This window comes from Nocardia sp. CY15, from assembly GCF_009829295.1.
Classification (GTDB): domain Bacteria; phylum Actinomycetota; class Actinomycetes; order Mycobacteriales; family Mycobacteriaceae; genus Nocardia; species Nocardia sputi.
The window spans coordinates 425,152-440,967 of sequence record NZ_VUOT01000001.1 but is presented as its reverse complement, the minus strand read 5'-3'; the positions used below and the strand labels follow the sequence as shown (position 1 = coordinate 440,967).

Here is a 15,816-nt window from a genome sequence, read left to right as displayed (position 1 = left end):
TCGATGGGCGTGTCGCGCGAGTGGAAGTGGCCGAAACCGACGTGGGAGGCACGGCTCTCGGCCAAGCTGGTCTCATGTGGATGTTCGGGCAGTGCCGGGACACCGGCGGCGCAAGGCATCGAGGACGTGACCGAGACGCGTCCACCCTGATCGAATTGGGGGTGTGGAAAGTGGGTCAGGTGTCCGAGGCTCGGGTCATTCCCGGCAAAGAACTGCTGCTGGCCGCGTTCCGGGGTCTGCCGCACATGGATCATCCGATGCTGGAGGCGGCCGGAGAATTGGCTCAGCTGCATCAGACTCGCGAACGGACCCCGGCGAGCCGGTGCGACAAACTCGACCGGCGTCGCGCGCAGCTCCTACGCGGCATCGACCGCTGGGTCACCTTGGCCGCGCCGATCCCGCCGCCCGCCGCGCCCGAACACTTCGAGACGGTCGGTCGCATGGTGGACCGACTGGCGATGCTGGCTGCCCAGGCATTCGTGGCGCTGGCGCATGCGCCGGAATCGGTCTTCTACGACGCGTGGATCCAGATCGATGAATTGGCCGACGGCTACCAGGATCTCGTCGACGACCTGCGCACCGGGGCGAGACGACTACCAGAGGGGCGCTACGACCGCTGGTAGCTATCTGCCGCGCCCGAACAGCCGGAACGATCGCTGGCGCTTGCGTGGCAGAGTCGCGTACACCATGGTCATGTCGGCGAAGACTTCCGCTTCCCGCTCACGGTCGACGCCGAATTCGGCACGGCCGAGGACGTGTTCGATCGAGTGCGGCGAAATAGAGGGCAGGAGGACGGCCAGCGACGGCGGCAGCGGATCGCTGCGCTCGTGGTCTTTGTGATGACCCAGCAGCATGTGGCCGATCTCGTGCAGGATGACATGATCGGCGTTGCGGCCGGTCGCCGCGGCGTCGTACACGATGATGTCGTCGTGCTTGCGCGCCACCCACAGTCCGCCCCCGCCGCAGCCGGTGTCGGCCAACATCGCCTTGGGTACGGGGTGCAGACTGATCGAGCGTCCGCGATGGGCGGCCACCGCGGCCAGATAGGCGGTCAGATTCCACGGATTGGGGAGGGGCACGATCCGGGTGGCATCACCGAAACGGGCTTCCATGCTGGTCATCGGCGCCCACCTTACCTACCGGGCAGCGACTAGTCACCTGCGGGAATCGGACATACCGGCGGATGCGGTCCTGCGCCGGTAGCGCGACCGGTCACTCCGCGGGCGGCTTGCTGTCGAGTGGTTGTGCCCGGATAGCGCGCAGGGCAAGGTAATTCAGGCCCCACAGCGCGACCCCGATGGCCAGTAGTACGCCTGCGATGGCGTATTGCGCCGGATTGCGGCCGGTGAACGGCGTGACGAGAAAGCCGCAGGTCAGCGCACCCAGCACGGGCAACGGCGTCGGTGTCTTGAAGTGATAGTGCGCCACCGGGTCTCGGCGCAGCACCAGCACCGCGACGTTGACCACGGTGAACACCGCGAGCAGCAGCAGGGCCGTGGTGCCGCCGAGTTCGGGCACTTCACCGACGAACAGGATCAGCCCGAGGGCGAGCAAGGTGGTGAAGATGATGGCGTTGTAGGGCGTCCGGCGGCGCTCGTGAACGCGGCCGAACGGCCGGGGCAGCACTTGCTGCCGGGCCATGCCATAGATCAGGCGACTGGCCATCAGCATGTTGATCAGCGCGGAATTGGCGACGGCGAACATGGTGATGTAGGCGAAGACGTGGGTCGGGAAGTTCGGCGCACCGGCCTCGACCACCTTCAGCAAGGGCGTGTCCCCCTGGCCGAGCTGGTCGGCGGGAACGAGCGCGATCGCGCTGATGGACACCAGCACGTAGATGAGCCCGGTGATGAGCAGCCCGGCGAGCAGCACCTTCGGGAAGATCCGGCTCGGCTCCTTGCATTCCTCGGCCATGTTCACCGAGTCCTCGAATCCCACCATCGCGTAGAACGCGAGCGTGGTGGCCACGATGACGCCGCCGACCGCGTTGCGTTCGCCGGTCTCGAATTCGACGATGCGCGAGAAGTCGCCGTCGCCGACCCCCAACGCCCAGCAGCCGATCGCGATGACGATCAACAGGCCGGTCAGCTCCACGCAGGTGAGCACCACGTTGAGCTTCACGCCCTCGCTCACGCCGCGCAGGTTGACCGCCGCCACCACCGCCATGAACACCAGCGCGATCACCGTCACCGCGACGCCGGTGCCGAGGTCCAGGTCGAACGCTTCGGCGAAGTTGGCCGCGAAGGCGCGCGAGGCCGTGGAAGCGGAGGTGATGCCGGAACTCATCACCGCGAACGCGACCATGAAGGTGAGGAAATGGATGCCGAACGCCTTGTGCGTGTAGAGCGCCGCGCCCGCGGCATGCGGGTACTTGGTGACCAGTTCGAGATAGCTGAAACCGGTGATGAGCGCGACCAGGAACGCCACCAGGAACGGCACCCACACCGCCCCACCCACCTCGTTGGCCACCTTGCCGGTGAGCGCGTAGATGCCGGTACCGAGGATGTCGCCGACGATGAACAGCAAGAGCAGGCCCGGCCCCATCACCCGTTTCAGCTCGGGCCCGGATTCGGATATCGGATTCGCAGTGACTTCGGACATGCGTCCTCCCCTCGGCAGTAAGGGCGAGGGTACCCATTCGGGGGGCGGAATAGTCGTCACCCGGGCCGTTTCCCGCTGAGATTGTGCGTGCCCAGCCGGGGCGGAAGCGTGGAGCGTGGCTGTGTGGGGGTGGGGGAGGGTCGGCTCCGGCCGTCAACGGCCTCCGCCGCCGTAGGATGCCCGGCTAATCCGCCTGGTCCATCCGGCGCGCGGCCTCCACGATCATGGCCGCGGAGTCGCGTGGGCTCAGCGCCATGGCGCGCAGCTGGTCGAAGATCACCCCGAAGCGCCGGATCTCGGTGTGGCCCTCGATCAGCTCGTCACCGGCCATGCCCTCCACGTAGACCAGTTCGGGATCGGCGGGATCGGGGAAGTCCAGCAAGGTGAACGAGCCCGCCATGCCGGGGTGGGCGCCCGCGTCGAACGGCAGGATCTGCAAGATGACGTTCTTGCGCTTGATCTCTTGCAGCAGCCGGTCGAGCTGGCCGCGCATCACCGCGGGCCCGCCGACGGTCCGACGGATCGCGGCCTCGTCCATGACCACCCACAGTTCGAGCGGCTCCTCTTTGGTGAGGTTGACGGCGCGATCCATCCTGGCCTTGGCTCTGCTCTCCATGACCGACGCCTCCAGCTTCGGCATCGAGGTGTCGATCACGGCCGTGGCGTACTCGTAGGTCTGCAAAAGCCCAGGGACGAAGGATGTTTGGTAGTGCCGGGCCGACAATGCCTCGGACTCGAAGTTGATGTAGGCGGCGTACACCTCCGACACGCTGCCCTCGTAGGCGCGCGACATGCCGGGCTTCAGTGCGTCCGACAGCAGCTCCAGGGCGTCCTCGCGCTGTTCCTCGCCGATGCGGTACAGGTCGAGCATCGCCATGAGGGTGCGACGCTGGGGGCGGGCCTGCGCGGTCTCGATCCGGTACAGCGTGGTGACGTTGATCCCGGTCTTCGCACTGACCTCTTCCTTGCTGAGCTGGGCGTTCTCGCGCATTTCGTGCAACATCGCCGCCAGCCGGCGCAAGCGGACGGTCAGGACGGTGCGCTTGCCTGCCATCAGTACTACCCCTTCGGTCCGCGCACTCGCTGGAACGCGTTACGGCGTTCGCCCTCGAATGCGCCCTACGTGCAGCGGATCTGTGCCGATGTGGGCACAGCAACAGAGACTACCTCCAGTGATCCACGTTATGGTCACTGTTTTCCGTGGGCGTTCGCGATGAGGGGCAATACTGCGGGGCTAACCAGACCGGCTACTCGATTGCGACGCGGAGCGAAGACTCGCGGACCTGCTCGGCGTGCTCGCGCAGACGACGGGAACGCCGTGCTGTCGAAATGGGGACGCGGGTTGCCGGGGTTCGGTCGATCCCCGGCGGCGGGCAGGATGGGGTTCGCGTCGAGTTCTGCCGGGACGGGGTGGACGAGCTGCCTCCGCCGTCGGGTTCGCGGCCACCGTCGGCAACAGTTGCCAGACCAACGGCCCGCTATTGCCGATTGATTGCTCATTGAAGGATGTGACCGCACATTTAAGGCTATTCCCAGGATGTGACATCCAAATGTGAGTGCTAGAAGTTTGCCACAATTTGGTTTCGTCTCGTGTTCCGTCCCGTCGCGTGTGGACGCCGATGGATAATGACCGCGTGACGAGGATGGATCACCTCGCGCTGAGAAGCGCCTCCGCGATCGACAGCGTCATCGCGGGCACGCCACAGAGCGTGGGTAGCTTCCGCTTCTGGTTCGAGGATCAGCGATGGGAATGGTCGGAGGAAGTGGCCGCGATCTACGGCTACCCCGCGGGAAGCACGCGACCCAGTACGGAGTTGCTGCTGGCGCACAGGCACCCCGACGACCGCGCGCTCGTCGACCGGTCCATCGTCACCGCCGTGCGAACCGGTGAACCGTTCTGTGGCCGCCACCGCGTGATCGACACCGCCGGGCGCACCCGCCACGTCATCGTCGTCGCCGACCGCATGCTCGACGACCGGAAGTCGGTGGTCGGCACCGCCGGCTATTTCATCGACGTGTCCGGCACCCTCGAGGAGAACCGGCAGGAAGTTCTCGACGACACTTTGCCCGAACTGGTCGAGTCCCGAGGGGTGATCGAGCAGGCCAAGGGCGTGCTCATGGCCGTCTACGGCATCAACCCCGAACAGGCTTTCCGGGTGTTGCAGTGGCGCTCCCAGGAAACGAACATCAAGTTGCGGACGCTGGCGCGTCAGTTGGTCGGCGAGGTGCCCGCCATGGGCGGCGGTCCGGCATCGCAACGGGCCCGGTTCGACCATCTGCTGCTGACCATGCACGACGTGGCGGCGGCGAAGTGAGCCTCGGCCCGGCTCCTGTGCCGGGCCCCGTGGCCGCCCCCTTGTGAGACGGCCTTCAGTGGCGGTTGCCCGCGCGCGGCGACGTGGATCGGAGTGCCGGGCGCCTCACGTCCTCCACCGGCCGGTTGCCTCTTTGCGCCACGGCCACCCCGTGCCGCGGCCACGCCATTGGACGAACGCCCAGTTCGCTGCGGTGTCGCCACCGAATGCCCGGCGCGCGAACATCATCGAGCGCTCCGATGTTGCGTGATCTTCGCTCTCGGGCCGATCCCAGCCCCGATAAGTCGGAGACAATTCATTAGAAGTAACCATAGTGGGAGGGAGTCGTTGTGGTCAGTGAGTACACATCGGCGCTCGAGCGGGAAATATCGGACATGCGCGGACAACACGAGCAGTTGCTGCGCAGCGGGCGACAGTGGTCGTTGCGCGAGATGTTCGGTACGCCCGACTGGGACATCGTCGATTACTGCCGTGACTTCCGGCCCAACCGGTTCGGGGCGCAGGCCTGTGCGGAGGTCGAGCGCTTCTGCCGCGAGCACGGGATCTGGCTCGAGCCCGCAGGCCCCCACTACAACAGCATGACGCCCTATCTGCATCCCGGTGCGGTCAGCGCCGAGCGGATGACGATCATCGGTCTCTACAACGCGATCCTGTTCTGGCTCAACGACACCGTCGGCCGGGAGAAGTTCGGGCATCTCGGCGACGACGAGCAGCAGCGGGCGCGCGTCGCGGTCGACCGGCTCTGTGTGCTCCTGCGTACGCGCTCGGCGCCGCGGGACCCCACCCCGTTGGAGGCTTCGACGTCGGCGTTTCTCACCAGGCTGTCCGCCCTCGCGGACCCGGCCTGGCTCGACCGGTTCATCGAGTCCACCATCGAGCATCTGCGGCCCGCGATCCGAGACCAGAACGCCCGTGCGCGCGGCGGGTTGCTCAGCGTCGAGGAGTACATCGATCTGCGGGGTCAGGTCTCGGGCATGTATCCCGCGATCGCACTGTGTGAGTTCGGGCGGAACGACTATCTGCCCTGGGACCGGATCGGCCACACCGGGTTGGCTGCTGATCTGCGTCGGCTCCGGGTGCTGACCGTGGAGATCGGAGCGCTGATGAACGACGTCTTCTCCTTCGAGAAGGAGTGCATCATCGATCTCGCGGACTTCAACTTGATCCCGGCGGTTCTGCTCAACCACCCCGGCTGGTCGCTGGAGGACGCCGTGCGGGGCGCCACCGAGATCGTGCGCGCAAGACTCGTGGAATTCCGGAAGGTGGGCGCGACGCTCGCCGAACAATGCGACCGCTTGGGCATCGAAGACGCCGTTTCGGCTGCTACCGTCTCGACTCACATCGCCGATCTGATCGCCTGTGTACAGGCGACCTGGGTCTGGCAGATCAAGACCTTACGGTACAAAGGTGCGTCGATATTCAGGGAGAACGGGCTGAAATAGGCACACCGCCCTCACCGTGCTCGCCGAATACTTCCGAGCGGGAGTACTCGACGGTCTCGAACATGTGTGGATACGATGCGTCGGGGGCTATCTCCGGCCTGAATGGTGAGGGGGTTGCGGTGGAACAGATCGAACTCGCCTCGATGGCGAACGTTTGGTGGCGCGCTTTGCAGGCCGTCGCCGGTGGGTCCATGTCGCTACCGGACCCCGAGGCCGTACTGCTCGGCATGCTCGAGGAGTTGGTGGCCGGCCTGGAGGCCGAACCCTTCGACGCGAGCGTCGGTCTCCGCGTGGGCGCGGCGCTGGCCTCCGCCGGGCTGGTCGGCCCGGCCGTGCCCAGCACGTCCGCGCAAGTCCTGTACGGGTTGGCCGAACGCGGAGTCGCGGATACCGGGCGGCGGCTCGCGGCGCTGCTCGCGGCGGTCGGTCAGGGATACGAAGCGCAGTCGCGCTCGCACGAGGACGCGGCCGCCGAGGCGACCCGCGCCGCCGACGAGCGGTTCCGCGTCGTCTTCGACAACGCCGCCATCGCGATCGCCATAGGTGACACCGACGGGACACTGCTGGATGTCAACCGGGGCCTGGCCGAGATGATCGGAGTCCCGGTCGACGCCCTGCGCGGGGTGTCCGTCTACGATTTCGCCCACCCCAACGACCGGGAGGGCATCCGCACGCTGGTGTACGACAAGCTGGTCCCCGCCGGGGAAGGCACGGTGAAGCTGGAACAGCGGATCCGCCGCGCCGACGAAAGCTATGGGTGGGCGTCGTTCGCCATCACCTTCGTCAAGGGCGTGGACGGGCAGAGCGACTATCTGCTCGCGGTCGGGGAAGACGTCACCGAGCAGCACCGGATGCGCGAAGAGTTGCACCGCCAAGCCCGGCACGACCCGCTCACCGGTTTGCCGAACCGTCGGCATCTGATCGAGCGGATCGACGCGATGATCGCCGACGCCCGCAACGGGGACCGCGCGGGGTTGTGTTTCGTCGACATCGACCGCTTCAAACACGTCAACGACCGCTACGGCCACGGCACGGGTGACCAGATCTTGACCGCGGTCGCCGGCCGCCTGCAGGACAGCGTGCGCGGATCAGGATGTCTGGTCGCCCGGATCGGCGGCGACGAGTTCGTCGCGCTGATCCCGCCGCCTGCCAGCGACCACCGGGTGGCCACCGTGGCCAACAGCCTGCTCGAGGCCTTGGTCGATCCGATCACGGCGGGCGATCGGAGGCTGCGCATGTCGATCAGCATCGGCGCGGTCGTCACCGCGGTCGCGGGCGCGGACGCCGAATCGCTGCTCGACGCGGCCGACACCGGTCTGTACCGGGCGAAGGCCGACGGCAAGGGCCGGTGGGTGTTGCACATCCTCGACACCGACACCTCGCGCGGTCCGCAACCGGTGTTGTGAACGGAAACGATCGAATGCCAGGTGACGCGCACCTAGCGGTTCCGGGCCGATGATGTCCGGCGTTCGCCATGGCGCGGCGGGGCGACGCTTTCAGCGGGCCAGCAGCCGGTGCAGGAACGCCGGTGGGACCATCGGACGTTCTTCGTGCCAACGGCCTTCGCGCAGGTCGTAGCTCAGGCTGTGCAACAGCGACATGATCCACGGCCCCTCGTCGAGCAGCGGCCTGACGACCCCGGCATCGGCGTACCGGATCACTACCGGCACCAATTCGTCCTTGGCCGCTTCGGGCTTTCCAGCGGCCGCGAGGCAGGAGGCGAGCAGCAAGGAGGCCTGTGCGGCAGCCCGTGGACGCCGGGCGGCATCGATGGAATTCCGCAGGTATTGCGCGCGCGCACCAGCGGCGGCGACCCTTTTTGCGGCTCCGGAACGCAGCAGCATCCGGATCGCGGAATCCTCGCGTAGTTCGGCGGCCATCGTGGCGATACCGCCTACTCCGGCCGGGGGTTCGGTGACGTAGGTGGCGGTCAGGCCGAGCCGGACCTGCTCGTTGGCGATGCGGGTGGCCAGTCGCGGCAGCTTCAGGGCCCGCGCGACCTCGGCGCCGTCGTCCAGTCGCCGCGCCGCGGACGCCAGATCACCGCGCAAAGCCTTGATCCGGGCGCCGGTGGCGTAGTTGGCCATCAGGAAGTCGACGGGGCCGCCCTCGGTGCCGAGCCGGCCGGCCTCGTCCAGCAGGCGCTCGGCCGCCGGGAGCTGGTCGCGTTCGTAGAGCAGCTCGCCGAGCAAAGCGCCTGCCAGACGCGCGGCGTAGGACTGCGGGCCCGAAGAGGTGGTGGCGATCTCGAGCGCGGTCCGGAAACTGCGTTCCGCCGTCGTGATGTCGAGCTGTTCACGCGCCGCGACGCCGACCAGACTGTGGCTGTACATCAAGATGAACGTGCTGCGGTTCTGCCGGTAGAAGGGGGTGGCCCAGTCGTGCCATTCCCGCGCCCGCTCGTAGTCGAACCGGCTGATCGCGGAGAACGCGGCGAGGTTCGCGGCCGCGGCCAGCGCCCACGGACCCAGCGTGTCCGCCCGGCTCAGGCACTTGTCGACTACGGCGTCCACGCCTTCGGGGTGGTCGGCGAACGTGCGTTCCACGCATGCGATGAGGTCGGCTTCGAGCGCGAGATCGGGGTCGGCGGCCGGAGCCTTCTCCCGCGACGCCCGGACCAGCCGTAACGCGGCATGCAGTTCGGTGGGCCTGCGTAGCAGCGCGTTCGTCCAGGCGATGCCGACCTGGAGCCGGGGGCGGTCGGCGGCGGCCGCCGGAGGAAGTTTGGCGACCAGTCCCAGAAACGTCGCGAGCTGGGCTTCCTGCACCAGATCACGAGATTTCGCCTCGAGTATGCCGACGGCCTTCTCATCGTCGTCGGCGGCCAGCGCGTGTTCGATGGCCTCGCTGAGCATCCCGTGGTCGCCGAACCAGGCGGCTGCCGTCCGGTGCAGACCGGGCACTTGCTCGGGGCGGTCGCGTTCGAGTCGCCTGCGCAGGAACTCCGCGAACAGATGGTGGTAGCGGAACCATTCGCCGTCTTCGTCGACGCGGCGCAGGAACAGATTGCGGCGTTCGAGATTCTCCAGGAGGGACTGCCCGTGCGGTCCACCGGTCAGCGCCGCGGCGAGGCTACCGGAGATCCGTTCGGGCAGCGAGGTTTTCAGCAGGGCGTCGAGGAGCTCGGGCTCGACGGTGTCGAGCACGTTCTCGGCCAGGTACTCGGCGATGGCGTGATGGTGCCCGGACAGGTGGGCGATCAGCGAGGCCGGGTCGGGGTGCTCGCGCAGCGACAGCGAGGCCAGTTGCAAGGCCGCCGCCCAGCCCTCGGTGTAGTCGCGCAGCTCGGCGCTCTCGGCGTCGGCCAGGCTCAGGCCGGTCTGCTCGGCGAGGAACGCACGAGCCTCCTCGGCGTCGAAACGCAATGCGGCGGCATCGATCTCCACGAGCTGGTGGCGCACGCGCATGGTGCCCAACGGCAGACTTTCCAGCGATCGGCTGGTCAGGATGATCTGAAGGTGGTGGGGGCCCTGCTCGAGCAGGTAATGCAGCGCATCGACGGCGGCCGGGTCGGTGATCCGATCCCAATCGTCGATCACCAGGGCGAATCGCTCGTCGCGGGCGTGAATCGCGTCGATCAGCGTGGTGAGCACATAACGCGCGGCGGCGTCGTCGCCCTCTTCCAGGACCGCAGCCAGGTCGGGCGCCAGTGCGGGGGTGACGCGGTTGAACGCCTCGATCAGGTGCGTCAGCAACCAGACGACGTTGTTGTCGTCGCGGTCGACGTTCAACCAGGCCACGGCCACGTGCTCGGTCTCGGCGAGACGCTTCGCCCATTGGGCGGCCAGCGTGCTCTTGCCGAACCCGGCGGGGGCATGGATGACGGCCAGGCGCGGTCGCGGCTCGGCTTGCAACGCGTTGATCAGGCGGTCGCGTTGGACCAGCGGCCGAGTGGGCATCGCCGGGCGGAACTTGGTCTCGGGTGTCGGCGGTGTCCTGGGGTGGGGAGTGGGAAAGCGCGCGGTGGCGATCAACGGCCGCGTGCTGAGGTCTCCGGCGGCCGGATGATCGGCGGTGGGGAGGGTCATGTGCTCCACCGGCATGTCGTTGCCGCGCTGGATCTCGCGCAGCATCTCACCGAATGCGGCGGCCGAGGGCGGACGGTCGGCGGGATCGTGCGCCATGCCGGCTTCGACGGCGGCGGCTATGTCGTCGGGGATGCCGTCGAGCCGCAGATCGGGGACCGGGTCGGCGGCGATGCGGAGGAACTGTGCGACGACCTGCTCGCCGGACCGGCGCTCGTACGCCGCGTGACCGGTGATCATGGCGAACAGCGTCGCGCCGAGCCCGTAGACGTCCGAGGCGACCGACGGAACGCCGGAGCGCAGCACCTCCGGCGCGGTGAACGCGGGGGAGCCGGTCACCACGCCCGTGGTGGTCTCGAAACCGCCTTCGACACGGGCGATCCCGAAGTCGGTGAGCTGGGGCTCACCGTAATCGGTGAGCAGGACATTCCCCGGCTTGATGTCGCGATGCAGAATTCCGGCGCGGTGCGCGGTCTCCAGGGCGCCGGCCAATTTGACGGTGATCGCGAGCGCGTCGGGCAACGGCAGGAATCCTTCCCGGCGGATGCGGTTCTCCAACGAACCCTGCGAGTGATACGGCATCACCAGGTAGGGCCGTCCGCTGCGCGTGGTCCCCACTTGCAGGATCGGGACGATGTTCGGGTGCCCGGACAGCGCACCCATCGCCTGCTGCTCGCGCAGGAATCGTTCGACGTTCTCCGGTTCGACATCCGGCCGTGCGGTGAGCACCTTGACCGCGACGCTGCGATTCAGCGCCCGTTGCCGACAGCGGTAGACGACCCCGAACCCGCCCTTGCCGATCAGTTCGGGGTCGTCGAGACCCGCGCCCTCCAGTTCGCGCTCGATACCTGGAGGCCGATCGTGCTGTGTGGCGAACGGGTCCGAACCGGCCATGGCCCTGCTCTGTGTCGGATGTGGTAGTCCTGCGGTAGATACCCAGTTTATGCCTGGCGAACCTCGGGTTGGTTATTACGGGTGATATAGAGAGGGAGGTTGGCGCGGGCAAGTGTCGCTGGAACGATGTCGGCGAGCGGTGCCGAGCTCGCGTCGGCAACAGGTATCGCCCGCGATGGTCCCGGGGCTGTGGGGCTCTCGCCGATCGGACCGGGTCGGGCGGCGGCGTGTCGGCGGTGTGTTGCGCGACCTGCCATGGCTGCGGCCATAAGATGCCTCGGCACGCCGGAGCCGGCCCGGCCGTCGCGCGGGCCGCACGAGATCCGTTGTCAGCGTCCCCGGTCGGTGCGCTTCGTGAGGAGGTGGAATGCTCTGGGTTGTTCAAGTGCTCGCCGTCGCGGCCGCACTGCTCCATGTCGGCATCTTCATCATGGAGTCTGTTCGGTTCACCGATCCCAAGGTGTACCGGGGGGTCTTCCGGATCTCCGAGGCAGAACTGCCCGCGGCGCGGCCGTGGGCGTTCAATCAAGGCTTCTACAACCTGTTTCTCGCGGTGACGACACTGGTCGGCGTGGCGATCCTGCGGGCGGCGCCGGAGGCGGGATGGGCGCTGGTGGCGACCGGGTGTGGGTCGATGCTCGCCGCGGCGGTGGTTCTGGTGGCGCATGACCGTCGGTTCGCCAGAGGCGCCATAGTGCAAGGAGTTCTGCCCGCGCTGACCCTACTCACCGCGCTGACCCAGCTCTGAATGCGGCCATGCGGTCGAAGATCGATCGCATCGCCGGTGCGACGCTTCGGGATCGGCACGGCGGCTCGACCGGTGATGCCGACCGCGAAGTATCGCCTCGCGAGGTTCGGCCGAACCGCCCGGATGCCGCCGGAAACCGAAGGTCCGTGGCGATAGGAAAATTCGTACCGACTTTGCGGTATGCGACGGGGGAAATGACCGGAAATCATGGCAAGAGCAGCGGTTGCCAGGCATGCTTTCGGGATAGCCGATCGGTGTGGCGAGGCTCGGCCGATAAGCCGAAAATTGTTGCGGCGAGTGTGCTCTGGGCGTGAAATCGCCGTCAGGAGTCCTTGACCGCAGAAATGCAGACGCAATCTTGCGTTCTTGCATCTGTACGTGCATGATCCAGCTAGCCTAGTTGTGACAACGATCCGATGACCGGGATAACGGAATCGAGAGCCAATTATGTTGGTACAAGAAGCGTTGGTGTCGGGAGAACTCGGAGTGCGGCGGTGAGCGCGCCGACAGTCGGCGTCTTACCGACCGCCCCGCAATTGCTGTGCGCTTTCCAAGGACGTCGTATCCAAGACCGGGAACTACTACGGTCCGCGCACGCACTCGCCGAGTTGCACCAGCGTCGCGCGCAGGTGGTGGACGCCGCACTCGTCGCCGAAATCGACTGCAGGCGCCGCGAACTCGTCGACGAGATCAACGACTGGGTCGCGCAGGAGATCCCGCAGCATCGCAACGGGTCCTCGCTGCACACCGAAAGTCTCGGTTCCGTAGTGGATCGTATGGCGCGCAGCTGGGTGGACGCGAATCAGGTCATCCACACCGAGGGCGGGCGCAGCGACAATACCCATAAACACTGGTATCAACTCGCCGAACTGGTCGACGGATACACTGATCTGGTAACCGACGTGGCCGGTGGCCGCCGCCGTTTGCCCGAGCAATGAGCTCGAACAACCAGCTCGTCGCGACGGTGGTCTCGTCCGAGTGGTGACGTCCCGGTGCCGAGTCATCCGACCAGTGGCTCCATCCGGGCAACAGCGTCGCCGGCACAGTGACGGCGGGCGCAATGGGGCGCCCCGCCCGGCGTGCCGCGTGGTCGACTGGCGCGGCACGCCCGTACCGATTCCGCTATGTGGCAATTATTCCGCAACTAGTGTGGGCTGACCTCTGCGTGCCGCCCGGCGGGCACGCCGTTGCTTGCGGAAGCGGCGAATCCGGCTCGCGAAGAAGTACACCAGCGTCACCCCGATGACGAGCAGGACCGCCGCGACCACCGCCGCGGCCACCGGGTGGAAGACGGCGAGGGTGATCACGCCCGCGACGGTCACGTCCTCGGCGGTGCTGACCACGATGTTGCTGGCGGGCTCGGGAGAGGTGTTGACGGCCATCCGCGTTCCCGCCTTCACCAGGTGGCTCACCAGCGCGGCCACACCCCCGACCGCGCCCGCTGCGAGTTCGGGGAGCGATCCGTCCTGCCCGGCCAGCAACGCCGCCACCACGGCCCCCGCGACCGGCCGCACCACCGTGTGCACCGCGTCCCAGAACGAGTCGAGATACGGGATCTTGTCCGCCACGGCCTCGAGCAGGAACAACACCGCGGCCGCGATCAGGACATCGGTGCGCTGCAACGCATCCGGCACCGAATCCGCGAATCCGAAACGGCCGAAGAGTCCGAGGAGCAGGACCACCGCATAGGCGTTCACGCCGCTGGCCCAGCCCGCGGTGAAGATGAGAGGTAGTGCGGACACGCGCCCATGGTAGGGCGATCCACCGACACAGGAGCTGTCGTCCGCGCGACCGGCTCAGCGCACCTGCGGGGCGACCTTCTCACCGAGCAGGTCGATGGTGCGCAGGACCTTTTCGTGCGGCAGAGTGCCGACGCTGGTGTGCAGCATGAAACGGTCCAGCCCCAGCGTGCGGCCGACGGCGGCGATCTTCTCGGCGACGTAGTCGGGTGAGCCGACGAACAGCGAGCCCTCCGGCGAGCGCAATCCGTCGAACTGCGTGCGCGTCATCGGACCCCAGCCGCGCTCGCGTCCGATGACGCTCATCGCCAGCGCGTACGGCTCGTAGAAGTCGGCGACGGCTTGCTCGTCGGTGTCGGCGACGTACCCGTGCGCGTGCACCGCCACCGGCTGCTCGGAATGGCCGCCCTGTTCCAGAGCGCGATGGTAGAGCTCGACCAGAGGCTTGAACCGGGCAGGCTGTCCGCCGATGATCGCGATGGCCAGTGGAAGCCCGAGCAGTCCGGCGCGGATCACCGACTCCGGGCTACCGCCCACCGCGATCCAGACCGGCAGCGGTCGGTGGTCGGTGCGCGGGTACACGACCGCGTCGCGCAGCGGCGGCCGGAACTTGCCGCTCCAGGTCACCGGCTCGTCCTGGCGCAGGCGCAGCAGCAGCGCCAGCTTCTCCTCGAACAGTTCGTCGTAGTCCGCCAGGTCGTAACCGAACAGCGGGAACGACTCGGTGAACGAACCGCGTCCGGCCATCAGCTCGGCGCGGCCGGCGGACAAGCCGTCCAGCGTCGCGAAATCCTGGTACACCCGGACCGGATCGTCGGAGCTCAGCACGCTGACCGCACTGGTCAGCCGGATGCGTTCGGTGCGCGCCGCGATGGCCGCGAGTACCACCGCGGGGGCGGAGGCGGCGAAGTCTCTGCGGTGATGCTCGCCGACGCCGTAGACGTCGAGACCCGCCCGCTCGGTGGTGACGGCTTCCGCGACGACCTGGCGCAGCCGCTCGGCCGCGGTCGGCGCGGGCCGGTCGCCGACGGGATAGAGCTCGGCGAAGGTCGTGAGTCCCAATTCCACGGCACGAGCCTCCTTCCTGACTGGTTTCAATGTCAACCATTTACGAAACGGACCGTGGTCCGAAACTATTCCGCCTGGCTCTCGGCATCGGCGCGGTCGTCCGATTACGCTGTTCGCTATGTCTGTCCGCACTCGCAAGCCGCTCGTTCCCGGCACGTTGTCGCCCACCCGTGAAGTCCCGCGCACCATCGAGCGCCCGGAATACGCGTGGAAGAAGACCGCCAACGAGGGACGCGAGCCGTGGGTGCAGACCGCGGAGACGATCGAGAAGATGCGGATCGCGGGCAAGATCGCCGCGCAGGCGCTGGAAGAGGCGGGTAAGGCGGTCGCCCCCGGCGTCACCACCGACGAGCTCGACCGCATCGCGCACGAGTACATGTGCGACCACGGGGCGTACCCGTCGACCCTGGGGTACAAGGGTTTCCCGAAGTCGTGCTGCACCTCGCTGAACGAGGTCATCTGCCACGGCATCCCGGACTCGACCGTGATCGAGGACGGCGACATCGTCAACATCGACGTCACCGCCTACATCGACGGGGTGCACGGCGACACCAACAAGACCTTCCTCGCCGGTGATGTCGAGGAGGAGGTGCGCCTGCTGGTCGAGCGGACCGAAGAGGCCACCATGCGGGCCATCAAGGCGGTACGGCCGGGCCGGGCGCTGAACGTGATCGGCCGCGTCATCGAGTCCTACGCCAACCGTTTCGGCTACGGCGTGGTGCGCGACTTCACCGGCCACGGTGTCGGCCCGACGTTCCACAGCGGTCTGGTCGTGCTGCACTACGACCAGCCCGCGGTGGAGACCATCATCGAACCGGGCATGACGTTCACCATCGAGCCGATGATCAACCTCGGCGGCATCGACTACGAGATCTGGGACGACGGCTGGACCGTGGTCACCAAGGATCGCAAGTGGACCGCGCAGTTCGAGCACACGTTGGTCGTCACCGAGTCGGGGGCCGAGATACTGACCCTCCCGTGACG

13 protein-coding genes are annotated in these 15,816 nt (G+C 67.3%); 7 read left to right on the top strand and 6 right to left on the bottom strand.

From position 1 onward, the window contains the following. Positions 1–179 precede the first annotated feature (179 nt). Positions 180–623, top strand: coding sequence for a DUF4254 domain-containing protein (locus tag GVY39_RS02150; protein ID WP_223512788.1), 444 nt, complete (start codon positions 180–182; stop codon positions 621–623). Here GVY39_RS02150 and GVY39_RS02145 read toward each other — a convergent pair whose 3' ends face one another. The 3 genes from GVY39_RS02145 to GVY39_RS02135 form a co-directional block, all read right to left on the bottom strand. Continuing rightward, a complete protein-coding gene (locus GVY39_RS02145; RefSeq protein ID WP_159919830.1) occupies positions 624–1,121 on the bottom strand; it encodes a hypothetical protein in 498 nt (165 codons plus the stop codon). 91 nt (positions 1,122–1,212) lie between these two features. Continuing rightward, positions 1,213–2,601 (bottom strand): APC family permease, encoded by a 1,389-nt coding sequence (locus GVY39_RS02140; protein ID WP_159919828.1) that lies wholly within the window; start codon positions 2,599–2,601, stop codon positions 1,213–1,215. Between the two features lie 184 nt (positions 2,602–2,785). Then, positions 2,786–3,655, bottom strand: coding sequence for a helix-turn-helix transcriptional regulator (locus GVY39_RS02135; protein WP_159919826.1), 870 nt, complete (start codon positions 3,653–3,655; stop codon positions 2,786–2,788). A gap of 589 nt (positions 3,656–4,244) precedes the next feature. On the opposite strand from GVY39_RS02135, the gene GVY39_RS02130 reads away from it, so the two are divergent. From GVY39_RS02130 to GVY39_RS02120, 3 genes are all read left to right on the top strand, one after another. Beyond that, on the top strand, positions 4,245–4,916 hold the full coding sequence (locus GVY39_RS02130; protein WP_159920304.1) for a PAS and ANTAR domain-containing protein: 672 nt from the start codon (positions 4,245–4,247) through the stop codon (positions 4,914–4,916). 329 nt (positions 4,917–5,245) lie between these two features. Next, positions 5,246–6,358, top strand: a complete 1,113-nt coding sequence (locus GVY39_RS02125; RefSeq protein ID WP_159919824.1) for a terpene synthase family protein — start codon at positions 5,246–5,248, stop codon at positions 6,356–6,358. Positions 6,359–6,477: 119 nt separating this feature from the next. Continuing rightward, entirely contained in the window at positions 6,478–7,764 is a 1,287-nt protein-coding gene (locus GVY39_RS02120) for a GGDEF domain-containing protein (protein ID WP_223512794.1), read from the top strand. 90 nt (positions 7,765–7,854) lie between these two features. On the opposite strand, the gene GVY39_RS02115 is transcribed toward GVY39_RS02120, so the two are convergent. Then, positions 7,855–11,277: a serine/threonine-protein kinase gene (locus GVY39_RS02115; protein ID WP_159919822.1), complete on the bottom strand. Its 3,423-nt coding sequence runs from the start codon at positions 11,275–11,277 to the stop codon at positions 7,855–7,857. A 367-nt stretch (positions 11,278–11,644) separates the two neighbouring features. Here GVY39_RS02115 and GVY39_RS02110 point away from each other — a divergent pair, with 367 nt between their 5' ends. Next, the gene (locus tag GVY39_RS02110) at positions 11,645–12,025 is read left to right on the top strand and encodes a DUF1304 domain-containing protein (protein ID WP_159919820.1); all 381 of its coding nucleotides are present in this window, start codon (positions 11,645–11,647) and stop codon (positions 12,023–12,025) included. Positions 12,026–12,519: 494 nt separating this feature from the next. Next, complete coding sequence (locus tag GVY39_RS02105) at positions 12,520–12,963, top strand: DUF4254 domain-containing protein (RefSeq protein WP_236565245.1); 444 nt, start codon at positions 12,520–12,522, stop codon at positions 12,961–12,963. Between the two features lie 195 nt (positions 12,964–13,158). Here GVY39_RS02105 and GVY39_RS02100 read toward each other — a convergent pair whose 3' ends face one another. Together GVY39_RS02100 and GVY39_RS02095 are read right to left on the bottom strand one after the other, a co-directional pair. After that, a complete protein-coding gene (locus tag GVY39_RS02100; protein WP_159919816.1) occupies positions 13,159–13,767 on the bottom strand; it encodes a DUF4126 domain-containing protein in 609 nt (202 codons plus the stop codon). A 54-nt stretch (positions 13,768–13,821) separates the two neighbouring features. Continuing rightward, entirely contained in the window at positions 13,822–14,832 is a 1,011-nt protein-coding gene (locus GVY39_RS02095; protein WP_159919814.1) for an LLM class flavin-dependent oxidoreductase, read from the bottom strand. A gap of 118 nt (positions 14,833–14,950) precedes the next feature. On the opposite strand from GVY39_RS02095, the gene map reads away from it, so the two are divergent. Next, positions 14,951–15,814: a type I methionyl aminopeptidase gene (gene map, locus GVY39_RS02090; protein ID WP_159919812.1), complete on the top strand. Its 864-nt coding sequence runs from the start codon at positions 14,951–14,953 to the stop codon at positions 15,812–15,814. Positions 15,815–15,816 lie beyond the last annotated feature (2 nt).